Here is a 15,281-nt window from a genome sequence, read left to right on the forward strand (position 1 = left end):
GACCCGGGTCGTACGCCATTCCCTGCGGGGACTCCCCTGCACGTCCCCACCCCGGCATCACTCGCGTCCGACGCACGGCGGCCGGGTTCGGGGGCGTGCAGGGGAGTCCCCGCAGGACGACGAACACAGACCCGGGTGCCCATCGCGGACCCGCCGCACGTTCGTCGTCCGAGGAGTCTCCCCGGAGGGCCCCCGAACCCCCACCCACCGGGCAGGCGCACCCGCACAACGCGGAGCACCCGCACAAACAAGCCCGTCCGGCGATTGAGGACGGAACCCCGCGCCCCGTCACCCGATGTCCGGCGGGTCCACCCTGATCCGTACCGGCCCGCCGCCACCACCGCCACGGGACATCCGCGCCGCCTGCGTGGTCTTCAGCGCGGCCGCCAGCGCCGCCCCGCTGCCCGGACGGACCCGGACCAGGGCCCGCTCCCAGGTCTCCCCCGGCGGCGCGTCGAACGGCCTGCGGGGCCGGCCGGGTCCGGCTGAGGGGACCGGCACCGGGCCGAGCACCTCCGCGTCCGGCGGCAGCTCCGCGGCGGCCAGGAACGCGGCGAGCGTCTGCGGCTCCCCCGTCACCGAAGCCATCCGGGACACCGGCGGAAAGCCCAGCTCGGCCCGTTCCGCCAGCTCGCGGCGGGCGTGGCCGACCGGGTCCCAGCGCACCAGGGCCTGCACGGGACGCAGCGTCGGCTCCGCGACGATCACCACCGTGCCGCCCTCCGGCTGCCCCCGTACCAGCGCGGCGGCCGCCGTCCAGCGGCGCAGCGCCTCCTCCCCGGCCCGCAGGTCGGGGCGGCCGACCATCGCCCAGCCGTCCAGCAGCAGCGCGGCCGCGTACCCGCCCTCCGCGACGGGTTCGGCGCCCGGGGTGCTGACCACGAGCGCGGGCTGATCCGGCACCGAGTCCAGCACGTGGTCACGTCCCGAGGTCCGTACCGGCACGGCGGGAAACGCCCGGCCGAGCTCCTCCGCTGTGCGGCGGGCACCGACGATCTGCGCGCGCAGCCGGCGCCCACCGCAGGCCACGCAGTGCCAGGACGTCTCGGCCCTGCCGCACCAGGCGCAGTTCAGGTCCCGCTGGTCGGGCGCCTCCAGGGGCCCGGCGCAGTGCCGACAGCGCGCGGGCTCCCGGCAGCGCTCGCAGGCCAGCCGTGGGGCGTACCCGCGACGCGGCACCTGCACGAGCACCGGGCCGCTGCGCAGTCCGTCCCGGACGGTCTGCCAGGCGAGGCTCGGCAGCCTCGCGGCCCGTGCGGCGCCGTCCCGCGCGAGCTCGCCGTCCCCGACGGTACGCACCAGGGGCGCCGCGATCCTGGTCTGCTCCCGGTCGGCGCGCAGCGGCAGCGCCCAGCCGCTCTCGACCAGCTGGGCGGCTTCCACGGTGCAGTTCGTGCCGCCGAGCAGGAAGCCGCACCCGCTGTGCGCGGCCCGCAGTTCGAGGACCTCGCGGACGTGCGGGAAGGGGGCGTTGTCATCGCTGTGGCTGGAGTCCCCGTCGTCCCAGACGGCGACCAGGCCGAGGTCGGCGACCGGGGCGAACATCGCGGCCCGCGTCCCGACGACCGCCCGGACGGAGCCACGCCGCACGGCGAGCCACTCCCGGTACCGCTTCTCGGGCCCCGAGCCGGCGGTCAGCAGGGCGTGGCGGCCCGCACCGAGGATCCCGGTGAGCGCGGCGTCGACCCGCGCCGCGGTCCGTCCGTCGGGGACCACGACCAGCGCGCCGCGTCCGGAGGCGAGGGTCGCGGCGACGGCCCTGGCGATCTCCTCGGGCCAGTGCGGTCCCGGCAGGGCGGTCCACACGGCCCTGGGCGCGCCCCCGGAGGCCAGCGCGTCCAGGAACGCCGCGCCCTGCCCGTAGCGCGCCCAGCTCCCGGGAGCGGGCACCGGGGGCGGCGGCAGGGGCTCGGGAGAGGGCTTGGCCTCGGCGCGGGCGTTCCTCGGCGGCACGGCGAGCTGGAGGACGTCCGCGAGGCTGCCCGCGTACCGGTCGGCCACGGCTCGGGCGAGGCCGAGCAGCTCGGGGCCGAGGACCGGTTCGGGTGACACGACGGAGGCGAGGGCGGCCAGCGCCCCGCTGTAGTCGGATTCGGCGAGCCGCTCGACCAGGAATCCGTCGATCAGGCCGCCGCCCTCGCGCCGCCCGCCCCGGACGTTGCGGCCGCCCGCGCCGAAGCGCACCCGCACCCGCACCCCGGGCCGCGCGACGGCGTCGAGCTCCTCGGGGACGGCGTAGTCGAAGTACTGATCGAGGTGGAGCGCGCCCTTGTTCACCAGGACGCGGGCGACGGGCAGCTCACGGGCGAGGGCGGCCCCGCGCCAGGTCTTCGGTTTGGCGCGGGGCACCTTGGCCTGCCGCACCGTCTCCCGGATCAGCGCAAGCTGCTCCGGAGCCCCGGTGCCGGGCTCGTCGGACCGCTCGTTGTCGCTGCTCACAGCCAAATTCCTACCAGACGCCACTGACATTCCGGCCGGCGCCGGACACCGAGGCAACGCCTGAGCCCGGACACCGATGAGGCGTCCGGGCTCAGGGAAGGCGTGCCCGCCGGGGCGGGACCGGCCGGGACCTACAGGCCCGCGGCCGCGCGCAGTGCGGCCACCCGGTCCGTGCGCTCCCAGGTGAAGTCGGGGAGCTCGCGGCCGAAGTGGCCGTACGCGGCGGTCTGGGCGTAGATCGGGCGCAGCAGGTCGAGGTCGCGGATGATCGCGGCCGGGCGGAGGTCGAAGACCTCGCCGATGGCGTGCTCGATCTTCTCGGTCTCGATCGCGGCGGTGCCGAAGGTCTCCACGAAGAGGCCCACCGGCTCGGCCTTGCCGATCGCGTACGCGACCTGGACCTCGCAGCGGGCGGCGAGGCCCGCCGCGACGACGTTCTTGGCGACCCAGCGCATGGCGTAGGCGGCCGAGCGGTCCACCTTCGACGGGTCCTTGCCGGAGAAGGCGCCGCCGCCGTGGCGGGCCATGCCCCCGTAGGTGTCGATGATGATCTTGCGGCCGGTCAGACCGGCGTCGCCCATCGGGCCGCCGATCTCGAAGCGCCCGGTCGGGTTGACCAGGAGCCGGTAGCCCTCGGTGTCGAGCTTGATGCCGTCCTCGATGAGCTGGTTCAGCACGTGCTCGACCACGAACTCGCGGATGTCGGGCGCGAGCAGCGAGTCGAGGTCGATGTCGCTGGCGTGCTGCGAGGAGACGACGACCGTGTCGAGCCGGACGGCCTTGTCGCCGTCGTACTCGATGGTGACCTGGGTCTTGCCGTCGGGGCGCAGGTACGGGATGGTCCCGTTCTTGCGGACCTCCGAGAGCCGGCGCGACAGCCGGTGCGCGAGGTGGATCGGCAGCGGCATCAGCTCGGGCGTCTCGTCGCAGGCGTACCCGAACATCAGGCCCTGGTCGCCGGCGCCCTGCTTGTCGAGTTCGTCCTCGTCGCCCTCGACCCGCTTCTCGTAGGCGGTGTCGACGCCCTGCGCGATGTCGGGCGACTGTGCGCCGATGGACACCGAGACGCCGCAGGAGGCGCCGTCGAAGCCCTTCTTGGAGGAGTCGTAGCCGATCTCCAGGATCTTGTCGCGCACCAGCTGGGCGATCGGGGCGTAGGCCTTGGTCGTGACCTCACCCGCAACATGCACCTGACCTGTGGTGATCAAGGTCTCGACGGCGACACGCGACGTCGGGTCCTCTCGGAGGAGTGCATCGAGAATGGTGTCGCTGATCTGGTCAGCGATCTTGTCGGGGTGACCCTCGGTAACGGACTCCGAGGTGAAGAGACGGCGGGACACATCGCTCCCTGGGGTTGCAGCGGCTGCTGGCTGATCATTGGCGGACGGGCCCGGGAGCTGCGCCCGGTACGGTCCTGGACCAGTTTATCGGTCGGCTTCGGCCCCTGGACAACGTGTCTCGCCCTTTGGGAGTTCTGTGACATGCGGCACGGCCGTCCGAAGGCCTCTCGGCGGCCTCCGCGGAAGCCGTCCGGCGCCGTGTTCACTGGGGACCGGGCCGCCGGGGCCACGACACGAGAAATTCACGCAAATCGTGGCGACACGAGGTCCCAGACCGTGTCGGCGAGTGCCTCCTTGGGGCCGAACGGCACCGGGGTCTCGCCGCCGTCGGCCGCCAGCACCACCGCTTCGTTCTCCTCCGCACCGAAGGTCCTGCGCTCCCCCACCTCGTTGACCACCAGCAGGTCGCAGCCCTTGCGGCGGAGCTTCTCCCGCCCGTTGGCCAGGACGTCGTCGGTCTCGGCGGCGAATCCGACGACGATCTGTTCCGGCCGGGCGCGCCGCCCGGCGACCTCCGCGAGGATGTCCGGGTTGCGGACGAGTGCGATCGGCGCGGGCTCCTGGCCGTCCTTCTTCTTGATCTTCCCGGTGGCGTACTCGGCCGGGCGGAAGTCGGCCACCGCTGCCGCCATCACCACGACGTCCGCGTCCGCCGCCGCCTTCAGCACGGCCTCGCGCAGCTGTGTGGCGGTGCCGACCCGGACGATGTCGGCCCCGGACGGGTCGGGCAGCCCGGTGTTGGCCTCGATGAGCGTGACCCGCGCGCCGCGGGCGACGGCGGTGCGGGCGAGCGCGTACCCCTGCTTCCCGGAGGAGCGGTTGCCGAGGTAGCGGACCGGGTCGAGCGGTTCGCGGGTGCCGCCCGCGCTGATCACCACGTGGCGGCCCGCCAGGTCGGGGGCGACGGGCCCGCGGGCCAGGACGCGGCGGCAGACCTCGAAGATCTCGGCCGGATCCGGCAGCCTGCCCTTGCCGGTGTCGACGCCGGTGAGCCGGCCCACGGCGGGCTCGATGACGACGGCGCCCCGGCGGCGCAGCGTGGCGACGTTCTCCCGGGTGGCCGGGTGCTCCCACATTTCGGTGTGCATGGCGGGCGCGAAGACGACCGGACAGCGTGCGGTGAGCAGTGTGTTGGTGAGCAGGTCGTCGGCGAGCCCGTGGGCGGCCTTGGCCAGCATGTCGGCGGTGGCGGGGGCGACGACGACGAGGTCGGCGTGCTGCCCGATCCGTACGTGCGGGACCTCGTGGACGTCGTTCCAGACCTCGGTCGACACCGGGTGGCCGGAGAGCGCCGACCAGGTGGCCGCGCCGACGAAGTGGAGCGACGCCTCGGTCGGCACGACCCGTACGTCGTGGCCGGACTCGGTGAGCCGCCGCAGCAGCTCGCACGCCTTGTACGCGGCGATGCCGCCGCTGACGCCCAGAACGACCTTCGGCTTCTCCACTGCGTCTCCCCGCACTCGGGTACGTACTCGGATACGTACGCCCCCATGCTGCCTCACCGTCGCGGATGCCGGTCCGCCGCCCCGGACACACCGCGGGCCCGGCGGTGGTGGCCGCCGGGCCCGTGGTGAAGGTGCGTTCTTCCTGCTACTGCGCGGGGCCCTCGATGGCCTCTGAGGTCAGCAGGCCCGCGTTGATCTCGCGGAGCGCGATCGAGAGCGGCTTCTCGTGCACGTGGGTGTCGACGAGCGGACCGACGTACTCAAGGAGTCCCTCACCGAGCTGCGAGTAGTACGCGTTGATCTGGCGCGCGCGCTTGGCGGCGTAGATCACGAGGCTGTACTTCGAGTCGGTTGCTTCGAGGAGCTCATCAATCGGCGGGTTGATGATGCCCTCGGGCGTGGTGATGGAAGAGGACACTCTCTGCCTTCCGAAGGGGGTGAAGATCAAAGAAATCTTTGACAGTCAGGGGCTGTGTGGTGCGGTCCCGTACCTGCGCGACCCGTTCGTTCAGTCGCCGGCGGCACGGTGGCCGGAAGCCTCCAGCATCAAGGCTAGCAGCTCGCGTGCCACATCCTCGACGGAGGTATTGACAAGCGTCGTATCGAACTCGGATTCGGCGGCCAGTTCGATCCTGGCCGCGGCGAGCCGTCGGTCGATCACGGCGGGTGCCTCGGTGCCCCGGCCGGTGAGCCGGCGCACCAGTTCGTCCCAGCTCGGCGGCGCCAGGAAGACCAGCTGGGCATCGGCCATCGACTGCCTGACCAGCCGGGCGCCCTGGAGGTCGATCTCCAGCAGCACCGGCTCGCCCGCCTCCAGACGCTCCTGCACGGCGCGGCGCGGCGTGCCGTAGCGGTTGCCGGCGAACTCGGCCCACTCCAGCAGCTCGCCGTTGGCGATCAGCTTGTCGAACTCCTCGTTGTCCACGAAGAAGTAGTGGACGCCGTTGCGTTCGCCGGGGCGGGGCTTGCGGGTCGTCGCCGACACGGAGAGCCAGACCTCGGGGTGGACCTTGCGCATATGCGCGACGACCGTGCTCTTGCCGACCCCCGAGGGGCCGGAGAGCACGGTCAGCCGCGGACGTGCGTCCGGGGGTACGGGGGACGTCCCCCGGGATGTTGCAGCCATGGAGCGATTATCCAGGTTCCCAGGAGTGCCTGAGAACGTCAGGCGGGGCTGCCGCCGAACTCACGCTCCAGGGATGCGATCTGGTTGGAGCCGAGACCCCGCACCCGGCGGCTCTCGGAGATGCCGAGCCGTTCCATGATCTGCTTGGCGCGGACCTTGCCCACGCCGGGCAGGGACTCCAGCAGGGCGGAGACCTTCATCTTGCCGATGACGTCGTTCTCCTGGCCCGACTTGATGACCTCGTGGAGGGAGGCGCCGGAGTGCTTGAGTCGATTCTTGACCTCGGCCCGCTCCCGGCGAGCCGCGGCGGCCTTTTCGAGCGCGGCTGCGCGCTGTTCAGGGGTAAGGGGCGGAAGAGCCACGCCTACGTCACCTCGGATGTCGATCTGTCGGATACGGACCGGTGAGGCAGCGGGATCGCCCCTCACCTGGTGAGCAACGAACAACCTGTGTGCGTTGGCTCTCGACGGAGACTAGCGGCCAGGGCCGCCGGAGTCAGCGAGAACAGACGAAAAGTCCTGGTCAGCCTTTGCCGACCAGGACATTCCTGGCATAACAACCGAGATTTTTGGTCAGGATTACGTCAACACGCTGTTACGTGGGATGGTCAGCCTTCCGGGACGGCCTCGCGGACCTCGTCCGCGAACCGCTCGGCGGCTTCGCGCAGCCCTGCCGCGTCCGGACCCTGGCGCAGCACGCCCCGGCTCACGCTGGGCAGCACATTGCGTACCGCGTCCCCGAAGACCCCCGGCAGATCCGCGGGGGTCGCCCCCTGCGCGCCGATGCCGGGCGCGAGCAGCGGGCCGTTGACCGCGAGGTTCACGCCCGCGTCCCCGAGGGTGGCGCCGACGACCGCGCCGACCGAGCCGAGCGGGGTGGCGCCCGCGTTCTCCGCGGCCATGTGGTCGAGCATCAGCTGGGCCAGCGAGCGGCCGTCGGCCGCGGTGGCGCGCTGCACCTCGGCGCCCTCCGGGTTGGAGGTGAGGGCGAGCACGAAGACCCCGGAGCCGGAGATCGCCGCCGCGTCCAGCGCCGGCCGCAGCGAGCCGAAGCCGAGGTACGGCGAGACGGTGACCGCGTCGGAGAACAGCGGCGAGTCCTTGTCCAGGTAGGTGGCGGCATAGGCGCCCATGGTGGAGCCGATGTCGCCGCGCTTGGCGTCCATCAGGACCAGCGCGCCCGCCGCCCGTGCCTCCTCGACGCTCTTCTCCAGGACGGCGATGCCGCGCGAGCCGAAGCGCTCGAAGAACGCCGACTGCGGCTTGAGGACGGCGACCCGGTCCGCCAGCGCCTCGACGACCGTACGGCTGAACCGCTCCAGGCCCGCGACGTCGTCGTTCAGCCCCCAGGAGGTGAGCAGGGAGGCGTGCGGGTCGATGCCGACGCAGAGCGGCCCGCGGGTGTCCATGGCGCGGCGCAGTCGTGCGCCGAAGGGTTCCGGGGTCATTTCACGGCCTTCCGGGTTTCCGCGCCGACCGCGTCGGCGAGGGTGGCGTACGGGGAGGCGGCCAGGCGCGCGGCCAGGCCCTTGTGGATCGAGCGGGCGTAGAACGGGCCCTCGTAGATGAAGGCGCTGTAGCCCTGTACGAGCGTGGCGCCGGCCAGGATGCGCTGCCAGGCGTCCTCCGCGTTCTCGATGCCTCCGACGCCCACCAGGGTGATCCGGTCCCCCACGCGCGCGTAGAGGCGGCTCACGACCGCCAGGGAGCGCTCCTTGAGGGGTGCGCCGGACAGCCCGCCGGTCTCCCCGGTCAGGGACGGCGAGGACTTCAGGCCCAGGGTGTCGCGGGCGATGGTGGTGTTGGTGGCGATGATGCCGTCCAGGCCCAGTTCGACCGCGAGGTCCGCGACCGCGTCGATGTCCTCGTCCGCGAGGTCGGGGGCGATCTTGACGAGGAGCGGGACCCGGCGGCCCGTGACGGTCCGGTCGGCGGCCTCGCGCACGGCGGACAGCAGCGGGCGCAGCGACTCGGTGGCCTGGAGGTTGCGCAGTCCGGGCGTGTTGGGCGAGGAGACGTTGACGACGAGGTAGTCGGCGTGGGCGGCGAGGCGCTCGGTGGACTTCACGTAGTCGGCGGCGGCCTCGGCCTCCGGGACCACCTTGGTCTTGCCGATGTTGACGCCGACCGTGGTCCGGAAGACCGGGTTGCGGGCGGCCAGGCGCTCGGCCACGGCGGCGGAGCCCTCGTTGTTGAAGCCCATGCGGTTGATCAGCGCGCGGTCCGCGACGAGGCGGAACAGCCGCTTCTTCGGGTTGCCGGGCTGCGGTTCGCCGGTGACCGTGCCGATCTCGATGTGGTCGAAGCCGAGCATCGACATGCCGTCGATCGCGACGGCGTTCTTGTCGAAGCCGGCGGCGAGACCGAAGGGGCCGTGCATCCGCAGGCCGAGTGCCTCGGTGCGCAGCTCCCGGTAGCGGGGTGCGAGCGCGGCGGCGACGAAGGTGCGCAGGACGGGGATACGGGCGGCGAGGCGGATCCACCGGAAGGCGGCGTAGTGGGCCCGCTCCGGGTCCATCCGCTTGAAGACCAGCTGGAAGAAGAGTTTGTACATCGGGGGTGTCCTCGGTGTTCTCACGAAGAGGGGGACACCGTTTCCGGTGTCCCCCTGGGAGCGGGCTAGTCGCGGGCCGCGATCAGATGTTCCGCGTGTTCCTGGAGCGATCGGACGCCCACGTCGCCGTGGTTGAGTGCGTCGATGCCCTGGACCGCCGCGGCGAGCGCCTGGACCGTGGTGAGGCACGGTACGGACCGGGCCACGGCCGCGGTGCGGATCTCGTAGCCGTCGAGCCGGCCGCCGGTTCCGTACGGCGTGTTGACGATGAGGTCGACCTCGCCGTCGTGGATCAGCTGGACGATGGTCTTCTCGCCGTTCGGGCCCTCGCCCTCGGACTGCTTGCGCACCACTGTGGCGTTGATGCCGTTGCGCTTGAGCACCTCCGCGGTGCCGGAGGTGGCCATCAGCTCGAAGCCGTGGGCGACCAGCTCGCGGGCCGGGAAGATCATCGAGCGCTTGTCGCGGTTGGCGACGGAGATGAACGCGCGGCCCGAGGTGGGCAGCGGGCCGTACGCGCCGGCCTGCGACTTGGCGTACGCCGTGCCGAAGACCGAGTCGATGCCCATGACCTCGCCGGTGGAGCGCATCTCCGGACCGAGGACCGTGTCGACGCCCCGGCCGTGGATGTCGCGGAAGCGCGACCACGGCATGACGGCCTCCTTGACGGAGATCGGCGCGTCCAGCGGCAGGGTGCCGCCGTCGCCGTGCCTCGGCAGCAGGCCCTCCGCGCGCAGCTCCGCCACGGTCGCGCCCAGCGAGATGCGGGCGGCTGCCTTGGCGAGCGGCACCGCGGTGGCCTTGGAGGTGAACGGGACGGTCCGGGAGGCGCGCGGGTTGGCCTCCAGGACGTAGAGGATGTCTCCGGAGAGCGCGAACTGGATGTTGATCAGCCCGCGTACGCCGACGCCCTTGGCGATGCCCTCCGTGGAGGCGCGCAGCCGCTTGATGTCGTAGCCGCCGAGGGTGATCGGGGGCAGTGCGCAGGCGGAGTCGCCGGAGTGGATACCGGCCTCCTCGATGTGCTCCATGACGCCGCCGAGGTAGAGCTCGGTGCCGTCGTAGAGCGCGTCCACGTCGATCTCGATGGCGTCGTCGAGGAAGCGGTCGACCAGGACCGGCCGGGTGGGGCTGATCTCGGTGGACTCGGAGATGTACGAGGCGAGGCGGGTCTCGTCGTACACGATCTCCATGCCCCGGCCGCCGAGCACGTACGAGGGGCGTACGAGGACGGGGTAGCCGATCTCGTCGGCGATGGCCTTGGCGCCGGCGAAGGTGGTGGCGGTGCCGTGCTTGGGGGCGGGCAGTCCGGCCTCGGCCAGGACCTGGCCGAAGGCGCCGCGGTCCTCGGCGGCGTGGATGGCCTCCGGCGGGGTGCCGACGACCGGCACGCCGTTGTCCTTGAGCGCCTGGGCCAGGCCCAGCGGGGTCTGGCCGCCGAGCTGGACGATGACACCCGCGATCGGGCCCGCGAGGGACTCCGCGTGCACGATCTCCAGCACGTCCTCAAGCGTCAGCGGCTCGAAGTACAGGCGGTCGGAGGTGTCGTAGTCCGTGGAGACCGTCTCGGGGTTGCAGTTGACCATGACGGTCTCGTAGCCGGCGTCGCTCAGGGCGAAGGAGGCGTGGACGCAGGAGTAGTCGAACTCGATGCCCTGGCCGATGCGGTTGGGGCCGGAGCCGAGGATGATCACCGCGGGCTTGGTGCGGGGCGCGACCTCGCTCTCCTCGTCGTAGGAGGAGTAGAAGTACGGCGTCTTCGCGGCGAACTCGGCGGCGCAGGTGTCGACCGTCTTGTAGACCGGGCGGATGCCGAGCGCGTGCCGGACCTCGCGGACGACGTCCTCGCGCAGACCCCGGATCCCGGCGATCTGGGCGTCGGAGAAGCCGTGCCGCTTGGCGTCGGCAAGCAGGTCGGGCAGCAGCTTGTCGGCGGCGGCCAGCTCGTCGGCGATCTCCTTGATGAGGAAGAGCTGGTCGACGAACCAGGGGTCGATCCTCGTCGAGTCGAAGACCTCCTCCTGGGTGGCGCCTGCCCGGATCGCCTGCATGACGGTGTTGATGCGGCCGTCGGTCGGGCGGACCGCCTCGGCCAGCAGCTCGGCCTTGTCGCCGGGGTCGCCGGTGAAGGTGAACTGCGAGCCCTTCTTCTCCAGGGAGCGCAGCGCCTTCTGCAGCGCCTCGGTGAAGTTCCGGCCGATCGCCATGGCCTCGCCCACCGACTTCATGGTGGTGGTGAGCGTGGAGTCGGCGGAGGGGAACTTCTCGAAGGCGAAGCGCGGGGCCTTGACGACGACGTAGTCGAGGGTCGGCTCGAAGGAGGCCGGGGTCTTCTCGGTGATGTCGTTGGGGATCTCGTCGAGCGTGTAGCCGACGGCCAGCTTGGCGGCGATCTTGGCGATCGGGAAGCCGGTGGCCTTCGACGCGAGCGCCGAGGAGCGGGAGACGCGCGGGTTCATCTCGATCACGATGACGCGGCCGTCGACCGGGTCGATGGCGAACTGGATGTTGCAGCCGCCGGTGTCGACGCCGACCTCGCGGATGATCGCGATGCCGATGTCGCGCAGCCGCTGGTACTCGCGGTCGGTGAGGGTCATCGACGGGGCGACGGTGATCGAGTCACCGGTGTGGACGCCCATCGGGTCGAAGTTCTCGATGGAGCAGACGACCACGACGTTGTCGTTCCGGTCGCGCATCAGCTCCAGCTCGTACTCCTTCCAGCCGAGGATGGACTCCTCCAGGAGCACCTCGGTGGTCGGGGAGAGCGTGAGGCCCTGTCCGGCGATGCGGCGCAGCTCCTCCTCGTCGTGGGCGAAGCCGGAGCCGGCGCCGCCCATGGTGAAGGAGGGGCGGACGACGACGGGGTAGCCGCCGAGCGTGTCGACGCCCTTGAGGATGTCGTCCATGGAGTGGCAGATGACCGAGCGGGCGGACTCGCCGTAGCCGATCTTCGCCTTGACGGCCTCCACGACGCCCTTGAAGAGCTCGCGGTCCTCGCCCTTGTTGATGGCCTCGACGTTGGCGCCGATGAGCTCGACGCCGTACTTCTCCAGGACACCGTTCTCGTGCATGGAGATCGCGGTGTTCAGCGCGGTCTGGCCGCCCAGGGTGGGGAGCAGCGCGTCGGGGCGCTCCTTGGCGATGATCTTCTCGACGAACTCGGGGGTGATCGGCTCGACGTAGGTGGCGTCGGCGATCTCCGGATCGGTCATGATCGTCGCCGGGTTGGAGTTCACCAGGATGACGCGCAGGCCCTCGGCCTTGAGGACGCGGCAGGCCTGGGTGCCGGAGTAGTCGAACTCGGCGGCCTGGCCGATGACGATCGGACCGGAGCCGATGACCAGGACGGACTGGATATCGGAGCGCTTAGGCACGCTGGCCCTCCATCAGGGATACGAAGCGGTCGAAGAGGTACGCGGCGTCGTGCGGGCCGGCGGCCGCCTCGGGGTGGTACTGGACGCTGAAGGCGGGCCGGTCGAGGAGCTGGAGTCCCTCGACGACCTGGTCGTTCAGGCAGACGTGGGAGACCTCGGCCCGCCCGTAGGCGGTGTCGGAGACCTTGTCGAGCGGGGCGTCGACGGCGAATCCGTGGTTGTGCGCGGTGACCTCGACCTTGCCGGTCGAGCGGTCCTGCACGGGCTGGTTGATGCCCCGGTGGCCGTACTTCAGCTTGTAGGTGCCGAAGCCGAGCGCGCGGCCCAGGATCTGGTTGCCGAAGCAGATGCCGAAGAGCGGGGTCTCGCGCTCCAGGACGCCCCGCATGACGGAGACCGGGTGGTCCGCGGTGGACGGGTCGCCGGGGCCGTTGGAGAAGAAGACGCCGTCGGGGTTGACCGCGTACACCTCCTCCAGGGTGGCGGTGGCGGGCAGGACGTGCACCTCGATGCCGCGTTCGGCCATCCGGTGCGGGGTCATGCCCTTGATGCCGAGGTCGATCGCGGCGACGGTGAACTTCTTGGTGCCGATCGCGGGGACGACGTACGTCTCCTTGGTGGCGACCTCCGCGGAGAGGTCGGCGCCGCTCATCTCTGGGGCCTGGCGCACCTTGGCGAGGAGGGCGCCCTCGTCGGCGAGCGCGTTGCCGGAGAAGATTCCGACGCGCATCGCGCCGCGCTCGCGCAGGTGGCGGGTGAGGGCGCGGGTGTCGATGCCGCTGATGCCGACGACGCCCTGGGCCGCGAGCTCCTCGTCGAGCGAGCGCTGCGAGCGCCAGTTGGAGGGCTTGCGGGCGGGGTCGCGCACGACGTAGCCGGAGACCCAGATGCGCTTCGACTCGGGGTCCTCGTCGTTCACACCGGTGTTCCCGACGTGCGGGGCGGTCATCACGACGACCTGGCGGTGGTACGAGGGGTCGGTCAGCGTCTCCTGGTAGCCGGTCATGCCGGTGGAGAACACCGCCTCGCCGAAGGTCTCCCCCACAGCCCCGTAGGCGCGGCCGCGGAAGGCGCGGCCGTCCTCCAGGACGAGTACGGCGGGAGCTTTGCCGGCTCCCCGGGTGGAGATCGTCATCGTGCGGTGCCTTCCGTAGAGCTGGTGAGGTGGTTGACGGCTTCGACCCAGGCTGGGTGTTCGGCCGAGTGGTCGGAGCGGAATCCGGAGTCGATCAGCTGGTCGCCGAGCGCCCAGGTGATGATCAGCAGGCCGCCCTCCGGGAGGACCTTGCCGGCGAGCGCCTTGTCGATGCGGGCCTCGCGCAGGTCTGAGGCGGGGACGAAGAAGTCCGCCGCGCCGGGCCGTACGACGTCGAGGCCCTGCTCGGTGAGGGTGAGCTCGACGCGGCTGCGGGTGCCGAGGCCGTGGGCGACGATCCGGTCGAGCCACTGCCCGGCCGTCGTCGAGGCGTGGTAGCGCCCGGTCAGGGTGAGCAGCTGCTCGCCGTCCGCGAAGCCGTCCGGGCGGGTCGCGAGGTCCGAGAGTCCGGACTGGAGGCTGCCGCGCCACTTCCATCCCTGACGCATCAGCCAGTAGACGAAGGCGACGAGGACGGCCAGTCCGATCACCCAGCTGATCCGGGCGGACCAGTCGGTCACCTCCGCCGACTTCCGCTCGGCGGCCAGTTGGTAGAGCTGGAAATTGGGGCTGAGTGTTGTCACGCGAGCTTCCCGTCGACGACCGTGGCACGGCCCCGCAGGAATGTGTGGGTCACTCGGCCCGGCAGCTCGCGCCCCTCGTACGGAGTGTTGCGGCTGCGGGAGGCGAAGCCCGCGGGGTCCACCGCTCCACGGTATGCCGGATCGACCAGGGTGAGGTTGGCGGGTTCGCCGGCGGCGACGGGGCGGCCGTGTCCTTCGAGGCGGCCGATGGCGGCCGGGCGCAGCGACATCCGGTCCGCGACGCCCGCCCAGTCCAGGAGTCCGGTATCGACCATCGTCTGCTGGACGACGGAGAGCGCGGTCTCCAGGCCCACCATGCCCATGGCGGCCGCGGCCCACTCGCAGTCCTTGTCCTCGTGCGGGTGCGGGGCGTGGTCGGTGGCGACGCAGTCGATGGTGCCGTCGGCGAGGGCCTCGCGCAGGGCCATGACGTCGGCCTCGGTGCGCAGCGGCGGGTTCACCTTGTAGACGGGGTTGTAGGACCGCACGAGCTCGTCGGTGAGGAGGAGGTGGTGCGGGGTGACCTCGGCGGTGACGTTCCAGCCCTTGGACTTGGCCCAGCGGACGATCTCGACGGATCCGGCGGTCGAGAGGTGGCAGATGTGCACCCGGGAGTCCACGTGGGCGGCGAGCAGCACATCGCGGGCGATGATCGACTCCTCGGCGACGGCGGGCCAGCCGCCGAGGCCGAGCTCGGCGGAGACGACGCCCTCGTTCATCTGGGCGCCCTCGGTGAGGCGGGGCTCCTGGGCGTGCTGGGCGACGACCCCGTCGAACGCCTTCACGTACTCCAGGGCGCGGCGCATGATCACCGCGTCGTCGACGCACTTGCCGTCGTCGGAGAAGACCTTCACCCCGGCGGCCGAATCGTGCATGGCGCCGAGTTCCGCGAGCTGCTTGCCCTCCAGGCCGACGGTGACGGCGCCGATGGGCTGCACGTCGCAGTAGCCGGACTCCTTGCCGAGCCGCCAGACCTGCTCGACGACGCCGGCGGTGTCCGCGACCGGGAAGGTGTTGGCCATGGCGTGCACGGCGGTGAAACCGCCGACGGCCGCGGCCCTGGTGCCGGTCAGGACGGTCTCGGAGTCCTCGCGGCCGGGCTCGCGCAGGTGGGTGTGGAGGTCGACCAGGCCGGGCAGCAGGACCTGGCCCGCCGCCTCGACGACGGTGGCGCCGGTGGCGTCGAGGCCGGTGCCGACCGCCGCGACGGTCTCGCCGTCGATCAGGACGTCCTGCGGCTCGCCGCCGAGGACCTTCGCGCCACGAATAAGGATCTTGCTCATGG

12 protein-coding genes are annotated in these 15,281 nt (G+C 71.6%); all 12 read right to left on the reverse strand.

Annotated features, from left to right (window positions below):
• Nucleotides 1-288: 288 nt before the first annotated feature.
• On the reverse strand, nucleotides 289-2,439 hold the full coding sequence (locus ACFVQ0_RS25135) for a primosomal protein N' (RefSeq protein ID WP_390091477.1): 2,151 nt from the start codon (nucleotides 2,437-2,439) through the stop codon (nucleotides 289-291).
• Between the two features lie 131 nt (nucleotides 2,440-2,570).
• Nucleotides 2,571-3,779 (reverse strand): methionine adenosyltransferase, encoded by a 1,209-nt coding sequence (metK, locus tag ACFVQ0_RS25140; RefSeq protein ID WP_390091478.1) that lies wholly within the window; start codon nucleotides 3,777-3,779, stop codon nucleotides 2,571-2,573.
• Nucleotides 3,780-4,021: 242 nt separating this feature from the next.
• Nucleotides 4,022-5,224 (reverse strand): bifunctional phosphopantothenoylcysteine decarboxylase/phosphopantothenate--cysteine ligase CoaBC, encoded by a 1,203-nt coding sequence (gene coaBC, locus ACFVQ0_RS25145; protein ID WP_390091479.1) that lies wholly within the window; start codon nucleotides 5,222-5,224, stop codon nucleotides 4,022-4,024.
• Nucleotides 5,225-5,369: 145 nt separating this feature from the next.
• A complete protein-coding gene (rpoZ, locus tag ACFVQ0_RS25150) occupies nucleotides 5,370-5,642 on the reverse strand; it encodes a DNA-directed RNA polymerase subunit omega (protein ID WP_003970369.1) in 273 nt (90 codons plus the stop codon).
• A 90-nt stretch (nucleotides 5,643-5,732) separates the two neighbouring features.
• Nucleotides 5,733-6,350 carry a guanylate kinase gene (gene gmk / locus ACFVQ0_RS25155; RefSeq protein WP_073737558.1) on the reverse strand — a complete coding sequence of 206 codons (618 nt, stop codon included), beginning with the start codon at nucleotides 6,348-6,350 and terminating at the stop codon, nucleotides 5,733-5,735.
• Between the two features lie 38 nt (nucleotides 6,351-6,388).
• Nucleotides 6,389-6,712, reverse strand: a complete 324-nt coding sequence (locus ACFVQ0_RS25160) for an integration host factor (RefSeq protein WP_024490957.1) — start codon at nucleotides 6,710-6,712, stop codon at nucleotides 6,389-6,391.
• A 245-nt stretch (nucleotides 6,713-6,957) separates the two neighbouring features.
• Nucleotides 6,958-7,797, reverse strand: coding sequence for an orotidine-5'-phosphate decarboxylase (gene pyrF / locus ACFVQ0_RS25165; protein WP_390091480.1), 840 nt, complete (start codon nucleotides 7,795-7,797; stop codon nucleotides 6,958-6,960).
• Complete coding sequence (locus tag ACFVQ0_RS25170) at nucleotides 7,794-8,903, reverse strand: quinone-dependent dihydroorotate dehydrogenase (protein ID WP_390091481.1); 1,110 nt, start codon at nucleotides 8,901-8,903, stop codon at nucleotides 7,794-7,796. Before ACFVQ0_RS25170 ends, pyrF begins: the two co-directional genes overlap by 4 nt.
• Before the next feature lie 65 nt (nucleotides 8,904-8,968).
• Nucleotides 8,969-12,277, reverse strand: a complete 3,309-nt coding sequence (gene carB / locus ACFVQ0_RS25175) for a carbamoyl-phosphate synthase large subunit (RefSeq protein ID WP_390091482.1) — start codon at nucleotides 12,275-12,277, stop codon at nucleotides 8,969-8,971.
• The gene (carA, locus tag ACFVQ0_RS25180) at nucleotides 12,270-13,412 is read right to left on the reverse strand and encodes a glutamine-hydrolyzing carbamoyl-phosphate synthase small subunit (protein ID WP_390091483.1); all 1,143 of its coding nucleotides are present in this window, start codon (nucleotides 13,410-13,412) and stop codon (nucleotides 12,270-12,272) included. Before carA ends, carB begins: the two co-directional genes overlap by 8 nt.
• Entirely contained in the window at nucleotides 13,409-13,996 is a 588-nt protein-coding gene (locus ACFVQ0_RS25185) for a hypothetical protein (RefSeq protein WP_390091484.1), read from the reverse strand. The genes carA and ACFVQ0_RS25185 overlap by 4 nt, the downstream gene beginning before the upstream one ends.
• On the reverse strand, nucleotides 13,993-15,279 hold the full coding sequence (locus ACFVQ0_RS25190; RefSeq protein ID WP_390091485.1) for a dihydroorotase: 1,287 nt from the start codon (nucleotides 15,277-15,279) through the stop codon (nucleotides 13,993-13,995). The genes ACFVQ0_RS25185 and ACFVQ0_RS25190 overlap by 4 nt, the downstream gene beginning before the upstream one ends.
• Between the last annotated feature and the right edge of the window lie 2 nt (nucleotides 15,280-15,281).

The organism is Streptomyces sp. NPDC057900, from assembly GCF_042887885.1.
Lineage (GTDB): Bacteria > Actinomycetota > Actinomycetes > Streptomycetales > Streptomycetaceae > Streptomyces.